Raw genomic sequence first — 16,493 nt, 5'->3', positions numbered from 1 at the left:
CAGACCTTTCGCCGATCACTGGCTTCTACTGCTCGTCGATTCTTCCGGAGAGTTAAATTTCTGCTCCTCGATGCCAGGCTTTCACGGCAGGCTTGTCCCCTTAGCTTGCTCCTTTTGGCGGTACTGGTAGGGATGGCTCACGCCGAGAATTCGTCGATCACCGTTCAGCCACCCTCAACGACGGTCGACTTCCGTGCTCATGACGTTGGCACTACCACTGTCCCGCTCCCCATCCTCTTCACTAACTCGGGCAAGAACGACCTCCAGATCAATGTGTGGATCGACGACTCCTCAGCCTTCCGAATCGAAAGGAACGGTTGCGGCCAGAGCTACTCGCCCGGCTTCAGCTGCGAGGTATGGGTAGTATTTGCTCCAAGAGCGCCCCGGACGGCGGGAGAGGTACAGCAGGCGACGCTGAAATATAACTATGCGCCCGGCGAGGGCGACAAGGGTGAGTCCGAGCCGGTCAAGCTTGTTTTAACCGGACAAGCGTATCTCCCCGAAATCTCGGTTCATCCCGGATCCTTGTCGTTCCCCTCGAATTCCTCCTCGGGGGATGCCCCGCAAACCGTCACGTTGACTAACAACAGCTCCGCAAAGCTCGCCATTCAGCGCATCTCCGCAAGCGACGGCTTCGATGTGCAGCGGCCGACGCCGGCCGAGATCGGTTCGCACGAATCGGTCAGCCTGCTGGTCAGTCCTCCCTCCGGCGGACTCCTTGCAGCCCACGGACTGCTGGTCGTCGTCAGCGATTCCCGGCTCAGTCCACAGTTCATCCCGCTCGCAACCAGCGCCAGACCCATATTCTTTGAGCATCTCCCTCCGAACTTCGGGCAGAGTCTCTTCGCCTTGATAGCTTGCCTGCTGTATTGGCTCGGGATGGCCGCAGTGCGATGGAACCGGATTGCTCTCCGGGCACGGAAGCTGCTCAAGGCAGAGATCGACAATCTCCTTATCGATGCGGACCAGGCGGCCGGCGCACCCTCCGCCGTCATCGCCGCAATCAAGGATTCGGTGGGCGACAAGTTCATCAAGGACTTCGATCCTCGGCAATGTTCCTTCGGCGACTTCGCGCTCTGGTCCCGCGGCGACGAGCTGGCGGGCTGGCAGCGGGTCCATCAAGCGATGGTGCAACTGGTGACCTGGTTGCCGGACGACCGGGTTGCTGCCAAGCTTGAATTTCTTGTCGGCCAGCTCGCCGGTGAAGACTCCTGCAGCCACCTGCTCGATCTGGTCAAGGCGGAGTTGATTCTGGCAACCGGGAAAACCGCCGATCCAGGCCGTCGCCGGGCCTTGCTGCGCGAGCTGCTCAGCGCCTACTACGACCGTGAGGATACCTCTTACGCGTCGCTGCTCAGCTGGCAGAATAAGGCAGGCTGGCTGGTCAGTTGCGGATTGTTTCTCATCCTGATCCTTACCATCGGTGATGGTCACGGAACTCTTTTCCTGATCGGCGCACTCGGCGGATTGCTCAGCCGTCTCTCTCGCGCGCTCCACCGGACCGATACCCCGAGCGACTACGGAGCATCTTGGACAACCGTCTTCCTTAGTCCCGTGACGGGAGCCCTTGCCGGTTGGGCCGGGATTTTATTCTGCTCGGTAGCCGTCAAATTCCAGATCCTGGGCAAGATCTTCGAGCAGGCATGGGACGACCCGCACAAACCGCTCGTCATGGGTCTCGCCCTGGCCTTCGGCTTCTCCGAACGCCTGCTGGATAACCTCTTCAATCAGCTCGATGACAAACTCGGAAGCGACACCACCAGTCCGAAGCCTTCATCGCTGCCCCCCGGCGGCCTTCCCCCCGGCGGAGGCCCTCCTCCTGGTCCTCCTTCGGATCGCGACCGTGCAGCGACAACCATCGTCACCGCTTCCTTGCCGAGCGGCAAAGTAGGAGAGCCTTATCCGGAAACCCCGCCACTTACCGTCGATCCACCTATTCCCAAAGCCAATTGGAGCGCCGTCTCCGGATTGCCAGAAGGCTTGGAAATCAGCCCTTCTGGGCAAATCTCGGGAACGCCTCGCGGGCCGGCCGGCTCTTCAACGGTGCACATCAAAGTCGAGGACCCCGCGGACGCGAGCAAGTCAGCTACTAAGTCGTTGCAGATTGTCATCGATCCGGAGTAGTGCACTCTGAATTACCGTTCGGTAGAGCATTCTTGCACGAGACAAGGGTCGATTCGGTCGCTTCTTTCTCATCGAGGCAAGTCGCGCGAATAGCGGAAATGCTCCGAGGTGAGCGTAACGGGAGGCAGTATTGCTGTCATATACTCGTACTCGGGGCATGAGGGTACTCGAGGTATGAGAGCGATAGAAACGGAAGTTAAATTCCGCATCCGCGACGTCATGAATCTGGAAAGAAATCTCCAGCATGCCGGTTTCGAGCGCCAGACCCCTCGAACCTTCGAGCGCAACGTGCTTTACGACACTCCAGACCGCCGGCTTCGCAACGAGCGCCAGATTCTGCGCATCCGGCAATATGGCGACAAGTGGGTCCTGACCCACAAGGCCCTGCCCGTCCAAGGCGACACCGGGCCCTATAAGCAGCGCGTCGAGACCGAGACCACCGTCGGGGACGGCGATATGGTGGCCAAGATCTTTGCGTCGCTGGGGTTTATGCCCGCATTTACTTACGAGAAATGGCGCACGGAGTGGTCCGACGCTACCGGTCACTGTGTTCTCGATGAGACGCCCATCGGCCTCTACGCCGAACTCGAAGGTCCCGAGGATTGGATCGACCGCACCGCAGCAGCCCTGGGAGTTCACCGGAGCGAGTTCATGAATCTTAGCTACGGACGCCTCTTCGAGCTGTGGAAGCAGGAGACCGAGAGCGCGGCCAACGATCTCACCTTCGAAGCGATCGGAGAAGGCAACACGTCGTGGGTGCCCAGCGCCATCGAGCAAAACGCTCTGCGCTAACGAGCTTGGAATAATCCCTGTCGTTTGCAGGAAGCTGGGGCGTGAGGCCGAGATGACACGTACGCGGATCTTGCTCCTCCTGGCATTTGTTGGATCGGGGGTCTGCTGGTGGCCGGCAAGGATCGAGCCGAGCCTTGATTTTCCCCGATGGATTCTGCTCGCGCCGGTTGCCTTCCTCTCCGCAGCCTCAGTTTTGTTGCTGGGAGGGGAAGGGTGGTCGGCAGTCGTTGCCGCTACCGCGGGCGGGTCCTTTGCGGGAATGCTGAGCAGTGTCATTCTGTGGCCTTGGTCGGACGGCATCGCACAGTCGTATGCTCTCATCGTTGTCATGATCGGAACGGCGGCTGCCGCAGGTGCAGCGCTGATCGGCAGCAGGGCAGCCTTCCTCGCAGCGCGGAGATGGCCGCTATTGAGTGGCGCGGCAAAAGGCGCTTTGTGGATCGTGTTCGGGCTTTGTCTAGCCGTAGGACCAGCGCTTCTTGCGATCACCAAGCCGCTGGTCAAGCGTCGAGTGGCGCGCAACGAGAGCATTGCCGCTGTCCGCTTTGCTTCCTTGAAGAAAGCCTTGCAACTGGCGAGCGCTGACAGGGGCGCCGCAAAGAGCATCTGCGCCGGACAAAGCCTGGATAGGTACTACTCTGGGCCGCCCTTCACCAAGGACGATTGGATTCGAATCTCCGGGAATTACGTCGAAGAGGACAAGTATGTTTACATGATCTCTTGTCGTCAACAACGGAAGTATCTGCTTGAGGCTCGGCCAAAGATGCCAAGGGTTTACGGCTATGGCGCCCGCATCTTCTGTGCCGACGAGTCAGGCGAAGTAGCTTGCGATTTACAGTGGAATGGCCCATAACATCCACCATTTTGTCCGTATAACTGGCCATTAAACTCGCAGCGCTCAGAAACCTAAGCTGTTAGCAAGGGATGACTAGGCACGGTTCTATGGACCACCGCACCCAACGCCAAATCGTTTGATCGCAATGGGCCCGTCGGCCGCCATTGTCTCCGAACCACTCCCGGCGAGGTTCGAAGAGCGCATCAGGCTATCGGCAACAGTGGACACTTCGCAATCCGGGAAAATCACTACAGCGCTGACCCGCGATTTGTCCGCGTGCCAGCGCTTGTCAATTCCGTCCGTGGCAAATCTAGAACCATTTTCAGGATGCGACGACCTGTCTCCTTCGCTGCTCGCTAGCCTTTATGATTTCGTTCATGTCCCCGGTTGGCCGAATCTCGAAGATGTTGCCATAGGTCATCGCCGGATGCTGCGCCATCAGCTGGACAGCATGATTCATGTCCCGTGCCTCAAGCACGAGAAGGCCGCCGAGTTGTTCTTTGGTCTCGGCATAGGGACCATCGGTCGTTGCCACCTTGCCGTTCTTCCAATACAGAGTCAGGGCGGTCTCCGGTCCCTGAAGCGCTTCTCCACCGGCCCAGTTCCCGTTGGCGCGAAGATGATCGTCATAGTCAAAACATGCATCGAACATGGCGTTTCGCTCGCTCTCCGTCATACCATCGAATTTGTCTTTGTCGTAGTAGCCAAAACAGAGGTATTTCACTGTTCTTCTCCTTTTCCTTTCGGTTGGCCAGCGGTGTTGCTCGCGCTGGGTCGTTTCGGGGTTCCCCACGGATGGCACGACGTCCGTCGGTGCTCCATCCATGATCAAGACGATCGCATCGTTCTAAGCCCGCGGCGGGTGACGCTATTCCGTCGCTCCCCGCGGATCTGGATAAAAAAGAAGCTCGCGCACCTCGCCCGACGCCCGGCAGGCAACGGCCCCCTTCATCGCCCATGACATCGCCCCGTCCAGATCCGCGGCTTCCAGAATCCAGAAACCGCCCATGTGTTCCTTGGTCTCGGTGTACGGCCCGTCGGTGACGAGCACCTTGCCATCGGGCTTTACCCGCAGCGACTTGGCGTTGGCGACCGGCGAAATGCCGCAGGCGAACTTCCTCGCGCCGGCAGCGATCAATTCGCGGTTAAGCGCATGGATCTCCTCGATCATTTCTTCGGTTACGAGCGACGGATCGAAGTCGTCGGGGTGGTAAACGGCAACTAGATACTGTGGCATGAACTCTCCTTTTGGCTTCCTATGGCTGGTTTCCGATGACTCGTTCCTGTTCACTCAGGGGTTCATCCTTCCTTTGTCCTATAGTCGTGGGGAAGACGGAAAATCGACAGCCACTCTTATCTTTTTTCAATCTGCTCGTTTTTTATTTCAACTGCAGAAGCCGCACCTGCAGGAATTTCCGCTCCGGTTCCTGTTGGGTCAGCGCGAGAGCTTTCTCATAGGACGACCGGGCTTCGGCGGTCCTGCCCAGCCGGCGGTACATCTCCGCACGGGCCGAATGTGCCAGGTAATAATTTGCCAATTCGCCATGCTCCAGGACCGCATCGATATGCGTCAGACCAGCCTCTGGACCATCGCGCATGGCAATGGCTACGGCCCGATTCAGATGGACGACCGGCGAAGGCTGAATTCGCGCCAATTGGTTGTAAAGCGCAACAATCTGCCGCCAGTCAGTCGCAGCGACCGACTCCGCCTCCGCATGGACGGCCGCAATCGCAGCCTGCAGTGTGTAGGAGCCGAAGCGGCGGGACTTCAGGGCTTTCTCCACCAGGGAGACTCCCTCCTCGATCTGCTCCCGGTTCCAGAGCGAGCGGTCTTGATTTTCCAGCAAAATCAATTCTCCGGTTGGAGAGGTCCTTGCCGCCCGACGCGATTCCTGGAGCAACATCAGCGCAAGCAGTCCCATGATTTCCGGGGTTTCCGGCTTTGATGCCTCCGGCTTGAGTTCAGCGAGCAGCCGTCCCAATCGAATCGCTTCGCCGGTGAGCTCCGCTCGCGTGACCTCCGCTCCCGACGCAGCCGAGTAACCCTCGTTAAAGACCAGATAGATGACCTGAAGCACCGCATCCAGCCGCTCCGGCAACTCCTGCGGCGCCGGGACCTCGTAGGGAATCGGCGTCTCTCGAATCTTCGCCTTGGCGCGCACGATGCGTTGGGCAAGCGCTGCCGGCGTCAACAGAAATGCCCGGGCAATTTCTTCCGTCGTCAGGCCGCAAACTTCGCGAAGAGTGAGCGCAACCTGTCCTTCCGGAGGCAGAGCGGGATGGCAGCAGGTAAATATTAATCGGAGACGATCGTCCTCAATCTCTTCATCGCCAATTTCTTCATACCCGGTGGAAGCGGCGTTGGCACGAGATTCCATATGGGCAACAAGATCCCTCTGTGCTTCATCGAGACGCACACGCCGGCGAATAGCGTCGATTGCCTTGAAGCGTGCTGTTGAAATCAGCCAGGGGCGCGGGTTTTCCGGAATGCCAGCCAGCGTCCACGACTCCAGAGCCGCAGCGAACGCCTCATGCATCGACTCTTCGGCCAGATCCAGGTCTCCAAGCAGGCGCACGAGCGTCGCTAGAACCCGCCCCGATTCCGTGCGGTAGAGAGTTTCAATGGTCCTGCTGAGTTGTTCGGGCACAGGCGGCGGCATGTACGCCAAACTAGCAAACGGAGTGGCGCAATACAACTGCGCTCGAGCTCCCACACCGACGCTTCATCGGTGTCATGTCCGCTCGCACGTATCGATTCGACTAAGGGCCGCCAATGCACTTGCGTTCGATGCATCCGGATAGAAGGTAATCACCCAAAACGCAACAAGCATACGGCTAACGACTCGCGATGGTACTACTAGCATCGCTGCAATCACGAGACCAAGGCCGTAAAATCTCAGAGCTGAGATCAGTCGATGGGTTGGGTTGAAAGGGTTTGTTGCTCGCCTGGCCTCTCACCGGTAGATACTCTGTTTGATCGTCCTGATCGAGCAAGTGGAACATCGTTGCCTCGCCGAATTAAGCAAGCCAGTCCCGAATCACACAGCATCTCGACACTACACGTTGCGTGACCCAGCTTAGAGCTGGTGGTAGAAAGTTACGACATCGTGACCGAGGTGGTCACCAGCAACGCTCCATGATCTGGATATCTCAGTGCTTGACCGCTATTGCATTGGCATTGGACGCATCCGGATAGAAGGTGATCGCCCCGGCTTTGGCGCTTCCCAGCACCTGATTCGGCACGATTCCCAGAATGAGCGTGGCGACGACGGTCAGCAGAAGGGCCACTAGCAGAGCGGGGGTGACCCGGGCGATCGACTCCATCGGCTGCGTCTCGCTCGGCTTCGAGTAAGCTGAAGTCAGCAGCCGCAGGTAATAGAAAGCGGCAATCCCGCTATTGAAAAGCCCTAAAATCGCCAGCCAGACCAGACCCGAATGCAGGGCTGCGGAGAAGACATAGAACTTGCCAAAAAATCCGCCCGTAAACGGAATCCCGATCAGCGAGATCAGGAAGAACGCCAGCATGCCGCCAAGCAGTGGAGAGCGGTAGGCGAGGCCTCGGTAATCGCCCACCGTCACGATCTTTTCTTCACGCCCGCCGACATGGCTGATGACTGCAAAAACTCCTACATTCATCGCTGCATAGGAGGCAGCATAGAAGCTGGCCGCCGCTACTCCATCCGCAGAGAGCGCTGCGAAGGCGACCAGCAGATAACCGGCGTGGGCGATCGAGGAATAGGCCAGCATCCGCTTCACATTTTGCTGCCGAAGCGCTCCTAGGTTGCCGACAGTCATCGAGAGCGCCGCCATGATCCAGATCAGCGGTACCCAATGGACGTGATAGGCCGGGAACGCTCCATAGAGGATGCGCAGCAGGAAGGCGAAAGCAGCCGCCTTCGGTGCCGTCGACATCAACCCCACCGTCGCTGGAGGAGCGCCTTCATAGACGTCCGGTGTCCAGACCTGAAACGGCGCCGCCGATACCTTGAAGCCGATGCCGATCAGGATCATGGCCAACCCGACTAAGGCAAAGACCGGCGTCTGGCTCTGCGGCAGCAGGGAAGCAAGTGAAGCGATGTTGGTGGTGCCGGTTGCGCCGAAGATGAGCGCGACTCCGTAAAGAAAGAACGCCGTCGCGAACGACCCCAGCAGGAAGTATTTGATCGCAGCTTCCGGGCCCTTCGCCGCGCGCTTTCTCAGCCCGGCCATGATGTAAGTGGAGATCGAGGAGATCTCCAAGCCGATAAAGACCAGCAGCAGCTCCGAGGCGGTGGTCATTAACAGCATGCCGACTGCGCCGAAGGCTACTAAGGCGAAAAACTCGCCCTGATTGTCGACTGCGCCTTGCAGGCTGTCGAGCGCCACCAGCAGAGTCACCAGAACGATGCCGCAAATCAACACATGAAAGAAAACACTAAAGGCGTCGGTTTGGATCAAGCCGCTATAGGCAGTCCCCGGAACCAGCAAAGCCTGGCGCAGACTGGCATAAAGCGCGGCCAGTACCCCTAGAATCGCCATCCAGCCGAGCGGCTTCCGGCTGCTGGCGCGCGGCAGGACCGCCTCAATCATCATCACCACAACGCCGGTCACCGTCAGAATGACCTCGGGCAGGATGCGAAGGAAACTCTCAGTCTGGTTCATCGCTTCTCTCCTCCCGGTATCGTCTGGGCCGCCACCGTGCGCGGGAAAGAGCTTGGCGAAGGAGCGCGCTCGATCGTGCCGACCAATGCCGTCACCGTAGGATCGATCAGCCGGATCCAGGCTGGCGAGGCCACTCCCATGATGAACATCAGGACCGCGACCGGCCACAGGGCGATGGCTTCGCGGAAGAGCAGATCGGGCGACCCTTTGCCGGCGACCAGCGAGGAGGTCGGGCCGTAAAAGACCCGCTGCACCATCCACAACATATAAGCCGCGCTCAGGATCACGCCGATCGTCGCGGCAGCGCCCCACCCTGCATGCACTCCATAGCTGCTGCTCAGGACCAGAAATTCACCCACAAATCCATTCAAAATTGGCCAGCCTATCAGCGACAGGGAGGTGACGACGAACAAGGTCGCATACCGCGGCATCTTCGCCGCCAGGCCGCCATAGGAGGCAATGTCGTAGGTGCCGAAACGCTCATACAGAATTCCCAGCAGCACCAGGAGTGCACTGCCGCTGATCTCATGGCTGAGAATCTGGTAGATTGATCCATCAATCCCGGCGATTGCGAAGCTGAAAATTCCCAACGTGCAAAAGCTAAGGCCGCTCATCGTCGAATAAGCCGCCAGGCGCTTGAGGTCCTTCTGCACCAGCGCGACCAACGCTCCGTAGAGCAAGCCAATCACCGCCAGCGCAATCATCCACGGCGCGAACTGCTTGGCCTGGGCGGGAAAAAGGCCCAGGTTGAAACGCAGGATGGAGTAAAGCCCCAGCTTGCCGGCCACCACCATCGCCATGCCCGTGGGCGCCTCCGAGATGACATCGCCCAGCCAGCCGTGCAGCGGGAACACCGGCACCTTGACCGCAAACGCGACCAGGAAGGCCAACGCTACCCAGGTGAGCGCCTGCGGAGTCGCGCCCAAGTTTCCACTCGCCAACGCCTGCTGCAGGACGACGAAGTCGAAGCTCCCGGTCTTCGCATAGAGCCATAAGATGGCCACCAGGAAGAGCGCCGACGGCAGGAAGGTGTAGACGAAGAACTTCAGCGCTGCTTGGGGTCCGCGGTCGCGGCCGAACATGGCAATCGCGATAGCCATCGGCACCAGCGACAGCTCCCAGAATCCGTAATAGAGGAAGAGGTCAAGCGAGACGAAGACGCCGATCATCGCCGTCCACTGCAGCAGCAAGAGGAAGTAGAACTCTTTGGTGCGGGTCGCAATTGCTTTCCAGGACGCGAAGACCGCCAAGGGTCCGAGAAACGCAGTCAGCACGACCAGCCACACCGATATGCCGTCCACCCCGAGGTGGTAATGAATGTTCGGGCTCGCGATCCATGCCCGGTTGACTTCAAACTGAAAACCACCCTGGCCGGGAACAAAGTGAGCAGGCAAATGCAGCGCCAAGCCAAGTGTCGCCAGCATCACCAACAGCGTGAACCACTGAATCACCTGTCCGCGTCGCGGCAAAAGGGCCACTACCACCGCGCCCGCGGCGGGTAAGAGCGTGATCCACGTCAAGATTGAATCGTTCAAGTTCAAAGCGTTTCCCAGACTCTCTCTACCAGACTCTCACTAGCGGTTGCGTCTCACTTGGAAGCGGCAAACCACACGAACATGTGCGAACCAAAGCCGAAATACATCAGCAGCAGGATGGCTGCTGCGCCGCCCGCGAGCCAGCCCGCATACGAACGGATATTCCCTGAATGAATCCTGCGTGCGATCGCGCCTAGCCCAACCGCACTGCCAGCGGCAGCGTACCCAGCTCCATCGACCAGTCCACGATCGACAGTCCACCAAAGCCCGATGCGTGCAAAAACATTGAGCGGCCGAACCACCAGCGCCGCATAGATCTCATCCACCCAGTACTTGTGCTCGACCAAACCATAGACGGCACTAAATTGCTTCGCTAGTTTGCCCGGCAGCTCCGGCTTGCGGATGTAAAAGACATAAGCCAAAAACCAGCCAAAGAGCGCGACCACGGTAGACACCGCTGCCAGTGCGAGTTCGAGCGGCTTGTTGCCTTCAGGCGTGCTCGAAGCGGCAGCTGAGGAGCCGTTGTTCAGGGCCACCGTAACTTGCTCGAACGACAAATGTTGCGCGCTGATGACCGGATCCAGGAAGTGACCGAACCAGTTTCCCCCGCCTAGCGCATCTGGCCAGCCCACCCATCCGCCACTTACCGACAGAATCGCGAGCACCGCTAGCGGGAACAACATCAGACCGCCGCTTTCGTGCACCCCATGCCCACTATGGAGAGGGTCTGCCCCGTGACCTGGCTCCGGGGTATGCGCACCTTGATGGCTGGTGCGGCGCTCGCCGAAGAAGGTCAGATACCACAGCCGGAACATGTAGAACGAGGTCAGGAAGGCGGTGAAGAGCCCAACGAACCAGAGGATCGGCCCCAGACCCGGAGAAGAGAAAGTCCGGTAAAGGATCTCATCCTTGCTCACGAATCCGGCAAAGGGCGGGATCCCGGAGATGGCGACCACACCAGCGGTCATCGTCCAGAAGGTGATTGGAATCTTGCTTTTGAGACCGCCCATCTCGCGCATGTCCTGTTCGCCATTCAGCGCATGAATGACCGATCCTGCAGCGAGGAAGAGCAGTGCTTTGAAGAAGGCATGGGTCAGCAAGTGGAAGATGGCTGCCGAATAGGCCGCTACTCCGCAAGCCATGAACATGTATCCCAGTTGCGAGATGGTCGAGTAGGCCAGCACCCGCTTGATGTCCGTCTGAACAATGCCAACGGTTGCGGCAAAGAGGGCGGTTGCCGCGCCAATGATGGCGACCACCGAAAGCGCCAGCGGCGACCGGTCGAAGATTGCATGACAGCGAACCGTCATATAAATACCGGCGGTGACCATGGTCGCGGCGTGGATCAAAGCCGAGACCGGGGTCGGGCCTTCCATCGCGTCCGGCAGCCATATGTAGAGGGGAATTTGCGCCGACTTACCCGTCGCTCCCAGGACCAAACAGAGTGCAATCGCGGTAAGGAAGCCGCCATGCAACTCCGGATGCTGGGCGATCTGGCTGAAGACTTCATGGAAGCTCAACGTTCCGAAATGGGCGATGACCAGAAACATCGCCAACAGGAATCCGAAATCACCGATCCGGTTGACGACGAAGGCTTTCTTCCCGGCATTAGCCGCCGAGTTACGCGTGAAGTAGAAGCCGATCAGCAGATACGACGCGAGTCCAACGCCCTCCCAGCCGACGAATACAAGCAAGAAATTCTCCGCCAGTACCAGCATCAGCATGAAGAACATGAACAGGTTCAGATACGCGAAAAAGCGCCAGAAACCCTCTTCGTGCGCCATGTAGCCGATCGAATAGATATGGATCAGGAACCCGACCCCAGTCACCACCAGCAACATGATCAACGTCAACTGGTCGAGCGAGAAGGCGAAATCGGCGCGAAACGCGCCTGCCTGGATCCACGGACCGAGACGCTCCACATAGGGAAGTGAGAGGCTCGAGAAATGCGCGGCGATATTCAAGACCAGCACAAAAGGTGTTCCGGTCGCCAGCAGGGCGATGATCGAAATAATAGGATTGGGCAGCTTCCGGCCGAGCAGGCCGTTCAGCAAAAATCCCACGAAAGGGAGGATGGGAATCAACCACAGATGCATTGAGGGGACGCCGGTCATAGTTTCATCAGGTCGACCGAGTCGACATTCAAGGTGTTCCGCGTGCGGAAGACGGCGATGATGATGGCCAAACCGACCGCCGCTTCCGCGGCAGCCACCACCATAACAAAGAAGACAAAAATCTGTCCGCTCACCTGATGCCATTGATGGGCAAAGGCAACGAAGGTCAGATTGACCGCATTCAGCATTAACTCGATCGACATGAAGACGGTGATGATGTTGCGCTTGATCAGGAATGCGCCAACCCCGATCGAGAACAGGATCGCACTCAGCACCAGGTAGTAGGCAATCGGCACCGCCATGCTAGTTTTCCCTCCGCGCCAGGGCGACCGCGCCCAGGATTGCGACCAGGATGAGCACCGAGGTGACTTCAAAAGGGAGCAGGAGATCGCGAAACAGCACCGTGCTCAGGTCCGAGGTGGTTACCAGATAATCACCGAGCCGCGCGTTGCTCAGATGGCCGCGCTGCGAGAGAAAGACAAACGATAGCAAGCAGACCAGGACCGCGACCCCGGGGATGCCGACGATATATGCCGCCTTGCTGCCATGGGTGCGCTCTTCCTTTCCGGCGTTCAGAAGCATGATCACGAAGGTGAACAACACCATGATCGCGCCGGAGTAGACGATCACCTGAGCGGCAGCCAAAAACTCGGCGCCTAACAATAGGTACAACACCGCCAGCGAACTCATCACCACGATCAGCGAGAGCGCGCTATTGATGGGGTGGCGCTGCAGAAGCAGGTTGAGAGCGCCTGCCACGCAGAGTCCGCCGAAGATGAAGAACAAGACTAGATACATGCTTGTGTCAACTCGTCCGTGCTGCTAAGTGGGTCTGCGTAAGTCCTTCAGGAATCGAACCCGAAAGGCGATTGTAAATCAAAACGCTGTCCTAACTACCGCGCAGCGCCAGCCAGAGACTAGTGGCCACAATGTTGAGGATCGCGAGAGGCATCAAGAACTTCCAGCCGAAGCCCATCAACTGGTCGTAGCGGAAGCGAGGCAGCGTACCCCGGACCCAGATGTAGAGAAAAAGGAAGCAAACCACCTTGAAGACAAACCAGAAGACCGGCACGATGGCCGCGACGACCGGCCCCCCGATTGCGGGCAGCAGGTTGCCAAACGGGCTCGTCCAGCCACCAAAGAAGAGCAGCGTCGCCACGCAGCCGACGGTGATCATGTTGGCGTACTCGGCCATGAAGAACATGGCGAACTTCATCGAGCTGTATTCGGTGTGATACCCCGCAGTCAACTCGCTCTCCGCCTCCGGCAGATCGAAGGGCGAACGGTTAGTCTCGGCATAGGCCGCCATCAGATAGATGAAGAAGGCCACGAACTGAAAGCCGCCAAAGACATTCCAGGAAAGAAGTCCGTGGGTCGCCTGCACATCGACGATATCGCGCAGCCGCAGCGATCCGGTGCGCAAGACGACGCCAACTAGCGACAGCCCTAAAGCCAGTTCGTAGCTGATTAACTGCGCGCTCGCCCTCAGTGCACCGAGCAGCGAATACTTGTTGTTCGAAGCCCAACCAGACAGCGCGATGCCGTACACGCCAATCGAGGTCACGCCCAGGATCACCAGCAGCCCAATGTTCACATCGGCGATTTGGAAGAGGTCCACTCCCTTGAACAGGGTGCTTGCTCCGAATGGCACGACCGAAATCGAAAGCAGGGCGCAGGCCAGTGCGATGACCGGCGCGGCAAGGTAAAGCGGCCGGTAGACGCCAGTAGGCATTAGATCTTCTTTGAGAAATAACTTGGCGCCGTCAGCGAGTGGCTGCAGCAGGCCGAATGGCCCTACCCGGCTGGGTCCCCACCGGTTCTGGATGCGGCCGACCACCTTCCGTTCGAGCAGCACCGTATAGGCCACCGCTGTCAGCAGGATGACCAGCACGACTAACACCTTCAGAATGCTCAGGACCACAAATAGAAGAATATTCACTCGGCCTTCCCAAAAGTGTTCAAGTTCTCAAACGGTCTTGATACTGCGCTTTTCGCCGGTTACAAAGCAGGCCCAGGGACCTTCTCTCAAAAGGCTTAGAGTCCGTGGATCCCGTCCGAGGGCCCAGATCCTTGCCAGCGTTAGTCAGCCGCCTCGGCAACCTGAGGCCTGGTATGCGATTCCACCACCGCGCCTAACATGTTGCTGTAGCGTCCAAGCGTCCCCGACGTGAATAGTGTATCGCGTGAAGGCAGAACGAGATCCCGGCGTTCCGTGGCGCTCGCACCCGCATTCTCAATCTGGACCAGAGGCGCGTCAGAATGGGTCGCATTGCCCGCCAGCAGCTCCAACCGGGAGGTCGCATAAGCCGGCACCAGCCGTTGAATCTCATCGAGGATGGCGAATGGATCAAAGGGGCTCAGCTTCGGTTCAAGATGGTTCGCCGCCAGCCAGACAGAATGCCGATCGGCCTCGCCCGACTGTGCTCCGCGCGATTGACCCATATCGGCGCGAACCCCGCTCCCAAAAGGAACCAGGGACCGCGGATTGACTCCCGCCCGGTCCGCCAGCCGGACGATCAACTCAAAGTCGGTGCGCACACCCGCCCGGTCCGCCGCCTTCTTCACCAACTGCAGGTCGCCATAGGTGTTGGTCACCGTGCCGGATTTTTCATAGAGGTTCGCGACCGGCAAGACCACGTCGGCCAACAACGCCGTCTCGGTCAGGAACATGTCCTGCACGATCAGAAAAGTGTTCTTGAGCGCCGCCGCATCCACCCCGTACCGAGAAACCGGATTCGACCCGACAACATAGAGGGCCGCCAGTTCTCCGCGACCAGCGGCATCGAACATCTCAACCAGGTCCATGCCCGGAGCCGCTAAAAGTCCCGATCCAGAACTCCTGTACTCCTCGGTAAACGGGCCGCCCGCCTCGACCGGAACATAGCCGGGCAGAAAGTCCGGCAGCAGCCCCATGTCTGCCGCGCCACGCGAGTTGACGTAGTCGCCGAGACACGCAAACTTCACGTTGGGCAAGCCAAGGCCGAACTTGACCAATGCCTCAATGTCCCGTCCGCGGAACTCCGAGCCAAAGACGATCAGCAGCTCTTTCTCGCCGCGCAGACCCTCGCGGAAGGCCTTCGCCGAGTCGTCTTCTGCAATCGCGCCGTCATCGCCACCCAGAAAGTTGATCGCCGCCGCATAGCCATCGGCCGGTACTTCGAGGAATCCCTTCGCCTGCCTGCGTAGCTTGATCTCTTCGTGGTTGACGAGATAAATCCGGGCGCGGTTATGGCGAACATTCTCGCGCAAACTCCACGCCAGCATCGGGTGCTGTTCTGTCGGATCGTTGCCGATCACCAGGATCGCCGGCGCCTTTCCGACATCGGCCAGCGAAGCCGCCAGTCCGGCATTCGTGCCCAGAGCCTTGGCAAAGCCCGCGTAGTCGGCCGTCCGGTGGTGATCGATGTTGTTGGTGCCGAGCACCGTCCGCGCGAACTTCTGCAGCAGGTAATTCTCTTCATTCGTCGTCCGGTTCGAACCGATGACGCCGATTGCTTGACCGCCGCGAGTGTCGCGCACCTCGCGCAGTTTCTTGCCCGCGTAATCGAGCGCCGACTCCCAGCTGACCTCGGCAAACTTGCCATCCGGCTGACGAACCAGCGGCTTCGTCAAGCGGTCTTTGTGGTTGGCAAAATCGAAGGCGTAGCGCCCCTTGATGCACAGGAAGTCGCCGTTGATCCCACTCTTGTCGCGGTTGTCGCCGCGGACAATCTCCATGCCTTCATCCGCCCGGCGCACGCCGAGGGTCGTCTTGCAGCCATCGCCGCAGTGGGTGCAGACGGTGGCCACGTGGTTCATCTCCCACGGCCGCGTCTTGTAGCGATAGGTGCCCGAGGTCAGGGCGCCCACCGGGCAGATGTCGATGCACATGCCGCATTCTTCACATTCCAGATGGTCGCCGCCATTGGGAGCGATCACCGAGGTGACGCCCCGGTTCTGCACACCCAGCGCCCAGACATCCATGCCTTCGCCGCAAACGCGGACGCAGCGGTAGCAGAGAATGCAGCGCGGCCGATCGAAGAAGACTACTGGCGACCACTGCTGTTCTTCGCGGTGCTGCTTGACCTCGGTATAGAACGACTCCGCCGCCCCATACTTAAACGTCATGTCCTGCAATTCGCACTCGCCGCCGGCATCGCAGACCGGGCAGTCGAGGGGATGGTTCCCCAACAGCAGCTCAATCGTCGCCTTCCGCGCCTGCTTGATCTCGTCGGTTTCGGAGTAGACGATCATGCCCTCGGCCACCGGAGTGGTGCACGCGGTTTGGAGCTTCGGCACCTTCTCCAGACGCACCACGCACATCCGGCACGCGGCCTGGAGCGAAAGGCCTGGGTAATAACAAAACGCGGGAATCTCGATCCCCGCCGTCCGGCAGGCATCAATCAACAGCGTCCCTGCCGGCGCGGTGAGCTTCTTCCCATCGACTGTGAAACTTACATCTGGCATCTTGAA

13 protein-coding genes are annotated in these 16,493 nt (G+C 59.2%); 3 read left to right on the top strand and 10 right to left on the bottom strand.

All coding sequences use genetic code 11. From position 1 onward, the window contains the following. Positions 1-132 precede the first annotated feature (132 nt). The 3 genes from ACPOL_RS26630 (at position 133) to ACPOL_RS26620 (ending at position 3,769) form a co-directional block, all read left to right on the top strand. Positions 133-2,124 (top strand): Ig domain-containing protein, encoded by a 1,992-nt coding sequence (locus ACPOL_RS26630; RefSeq protein WP_161557581.1) that lies wholly within the window; start codon positions 133-135, stop codon positions 2,122-2,124. Between the two features lie 174 nt (positions 2,125-2,298). Beyond that, positions 2,299-2,916 (top strand): class IV adenylate cyclase, encoded by a 618-nt coding sequence (locus tag ACPOL_RS26625; protein ID WP_114209735.1) that lies wholly within the window; start codon positions 2,299-2,301, stop codon positions 2,914-2,916. Between the two features lie 52 nt (positions 2,917-2,968). Beyond that, the gene (locus tag ACPOL_RS26620) at positions 2,969-3,769 is read left to right on the top strand and encodes a hypothetical protein (RefSeq protein WP_114209734.1); all 801 of its coding nucleotides are present in this window, start codon (positions 2,969-2,971) and stop codon (positions 3,767-3,769) included. A gap of 304 nt (positions 3,770-4,073) precedes the next feature. On the opposite strand, the gene ACPOL_RS26615 is transcribed toward ACPOL_RS26620, so the two are convergent. The 10 genes from ACPOL_RS26615 to nuoG form a co-directional block, all read right to left on the bottom strand. Beyond that, positions 4,074-4,475 carry a YciI family protein gene (locus ACPOL_RS26615; protein ID WP_114209733.1) on the bottom strand — a complete coding sequence of 134 codons (402 nt, stop codon included), beginning with the start codon at positions 4,473-4,475 and terminating at the stop codon, positions 4,074-4,076. Positions 4,476-4,619: 144 nt separating this feature from the next. Further along, positions 4,620-4,988, bottom strand: coding sequence for a YciI family protein (locus ACPOL_RS26610; protein ID WP_114209732.1), 369 nt, complete (start codon positions 4,986-4,988; stop codon positions 4,620-4,622). 142 nt (positions 4,989-5,130) lie between these two features. Then, positions 5,131-6,411: an RNA polymerase sigma factor gene (locus ACPOL_RS26605; RefSeq protein ID WP_114211087.1), complete on the bottom strand. Its 1,281-nt coding sequence runs from the start codon at positions 6,409-6,411 to the stop codon at positions 5,131-5,133. Between the two features lie 490 nt (positions 6,412-6,901). After that, on the bottom strand, positions 6,902-8,392 hold the full coding sequence (locus ACPOL_RS26600; RefSeq protein ID WP_114209731.1) for an NADH-quinone oxidoreductase subunit N: 1,491 nt from the start codon (positions 8,390-8,392) through the stop codon (positions 6,902-6,904). After that, entirely contained in the window at positions 8,389-9,927 is a 1,539-nt protein-coding gene (locus tag ACPOL_RS26595; RefSeq protein ID WP_236657060.1) for a complex I subunit 4 family protein, read from the bottom strand. Before ACPOL_RS26595 ends, ACPOL_RS26600 begins: the two co-directional genes overlap by 4 nt. Before the next feature lie 53 nt (positions 9,928-9,980). Continuing rightward, the gene (gene nuoL / locus ACPOL_RS26590) at positions 9,981-12,041 is read right to left on the bottom strand and encodes an NADH-quinone oxidoreductase subunit L (protein WP_114209729.1); all 2,061 of its coding nucleotides are present in this window, start codon (positions 12,039-12,041) and stop codon (positions 9,981-9,983) included. Further along, the gene (nuoK, locus tag ACPOL_RS26585; protein WP_114209728.1) at positions 12,038-12,343 is read right to left on the bottom strand and encodes an NADH-quinone oxidoreductase subunit NuoK; all 306 of its coding nucleotides are present in this window, start codon (positions 12,341-12,343) and stop codon (positions 12,038-12,040) included. The genes nuoL and nuoK overlap by 4 nt, the downstream gene beginning before the upstream one ends. A 1-nt stretch (position 12,344) precedes the next feature. Then, entirely contained in the window at positions 12,345-12,839 is a 495-nt protein-coding gene (locus ACPOL_RS26580) for an NADH-quinone oxidoreductase subunit J family protein (RefSeq protein ID WP_114209727.1), read from the bottom strand. Between the two features lie 91 nt (positions 12,840-12,930). Further along, positions 12,931-13,980 carry an NADH-quinone oxidoreductase subunit NuoH gene (gene nuoH, locus ACPOL_RS26575; RefSeq protein WP_114209726.1) on the bottom strand — a complete coding sequence of 350 codons (1,050 nt, stop codon included), beginning with the start codon at positions 13,978-13,980 and terminating at the stop codon, positions 12,931-12,933. 140 nt (positions 13,981-14,120) lie between these two features. Then, positions 14,121-16,487 carry an NADH-quinone oxidoreductase subunit NuoG gene (gene nuoG / locus ACPOL_RS26570; protein ID WP_114209725.1) on the bottom strand — a complete coding sequence of 789 codons (2,367 nt, stop codon included), beginning with the start codon at positions 16,485-16,487 and terminating at the stop codon, positions 14,121-14,123. Positions 16,488-16,493: the final 6 nt, after the last annotated feature.

This window comes from Acidisarcina polymorpha (genome assembly GCF_003330725.1).
Classification (GTDB): Bacteria; Acidobacteriota; Terriglobia; order Terriglobales; family Acidobacteriaceae; genus Acidisarcina; species Acidisarcina polymorpha.
Note: the sequence above shows the minus strand (reverse complement) of the source record. Positions and strands in the feature narration are given on the sequence as shown.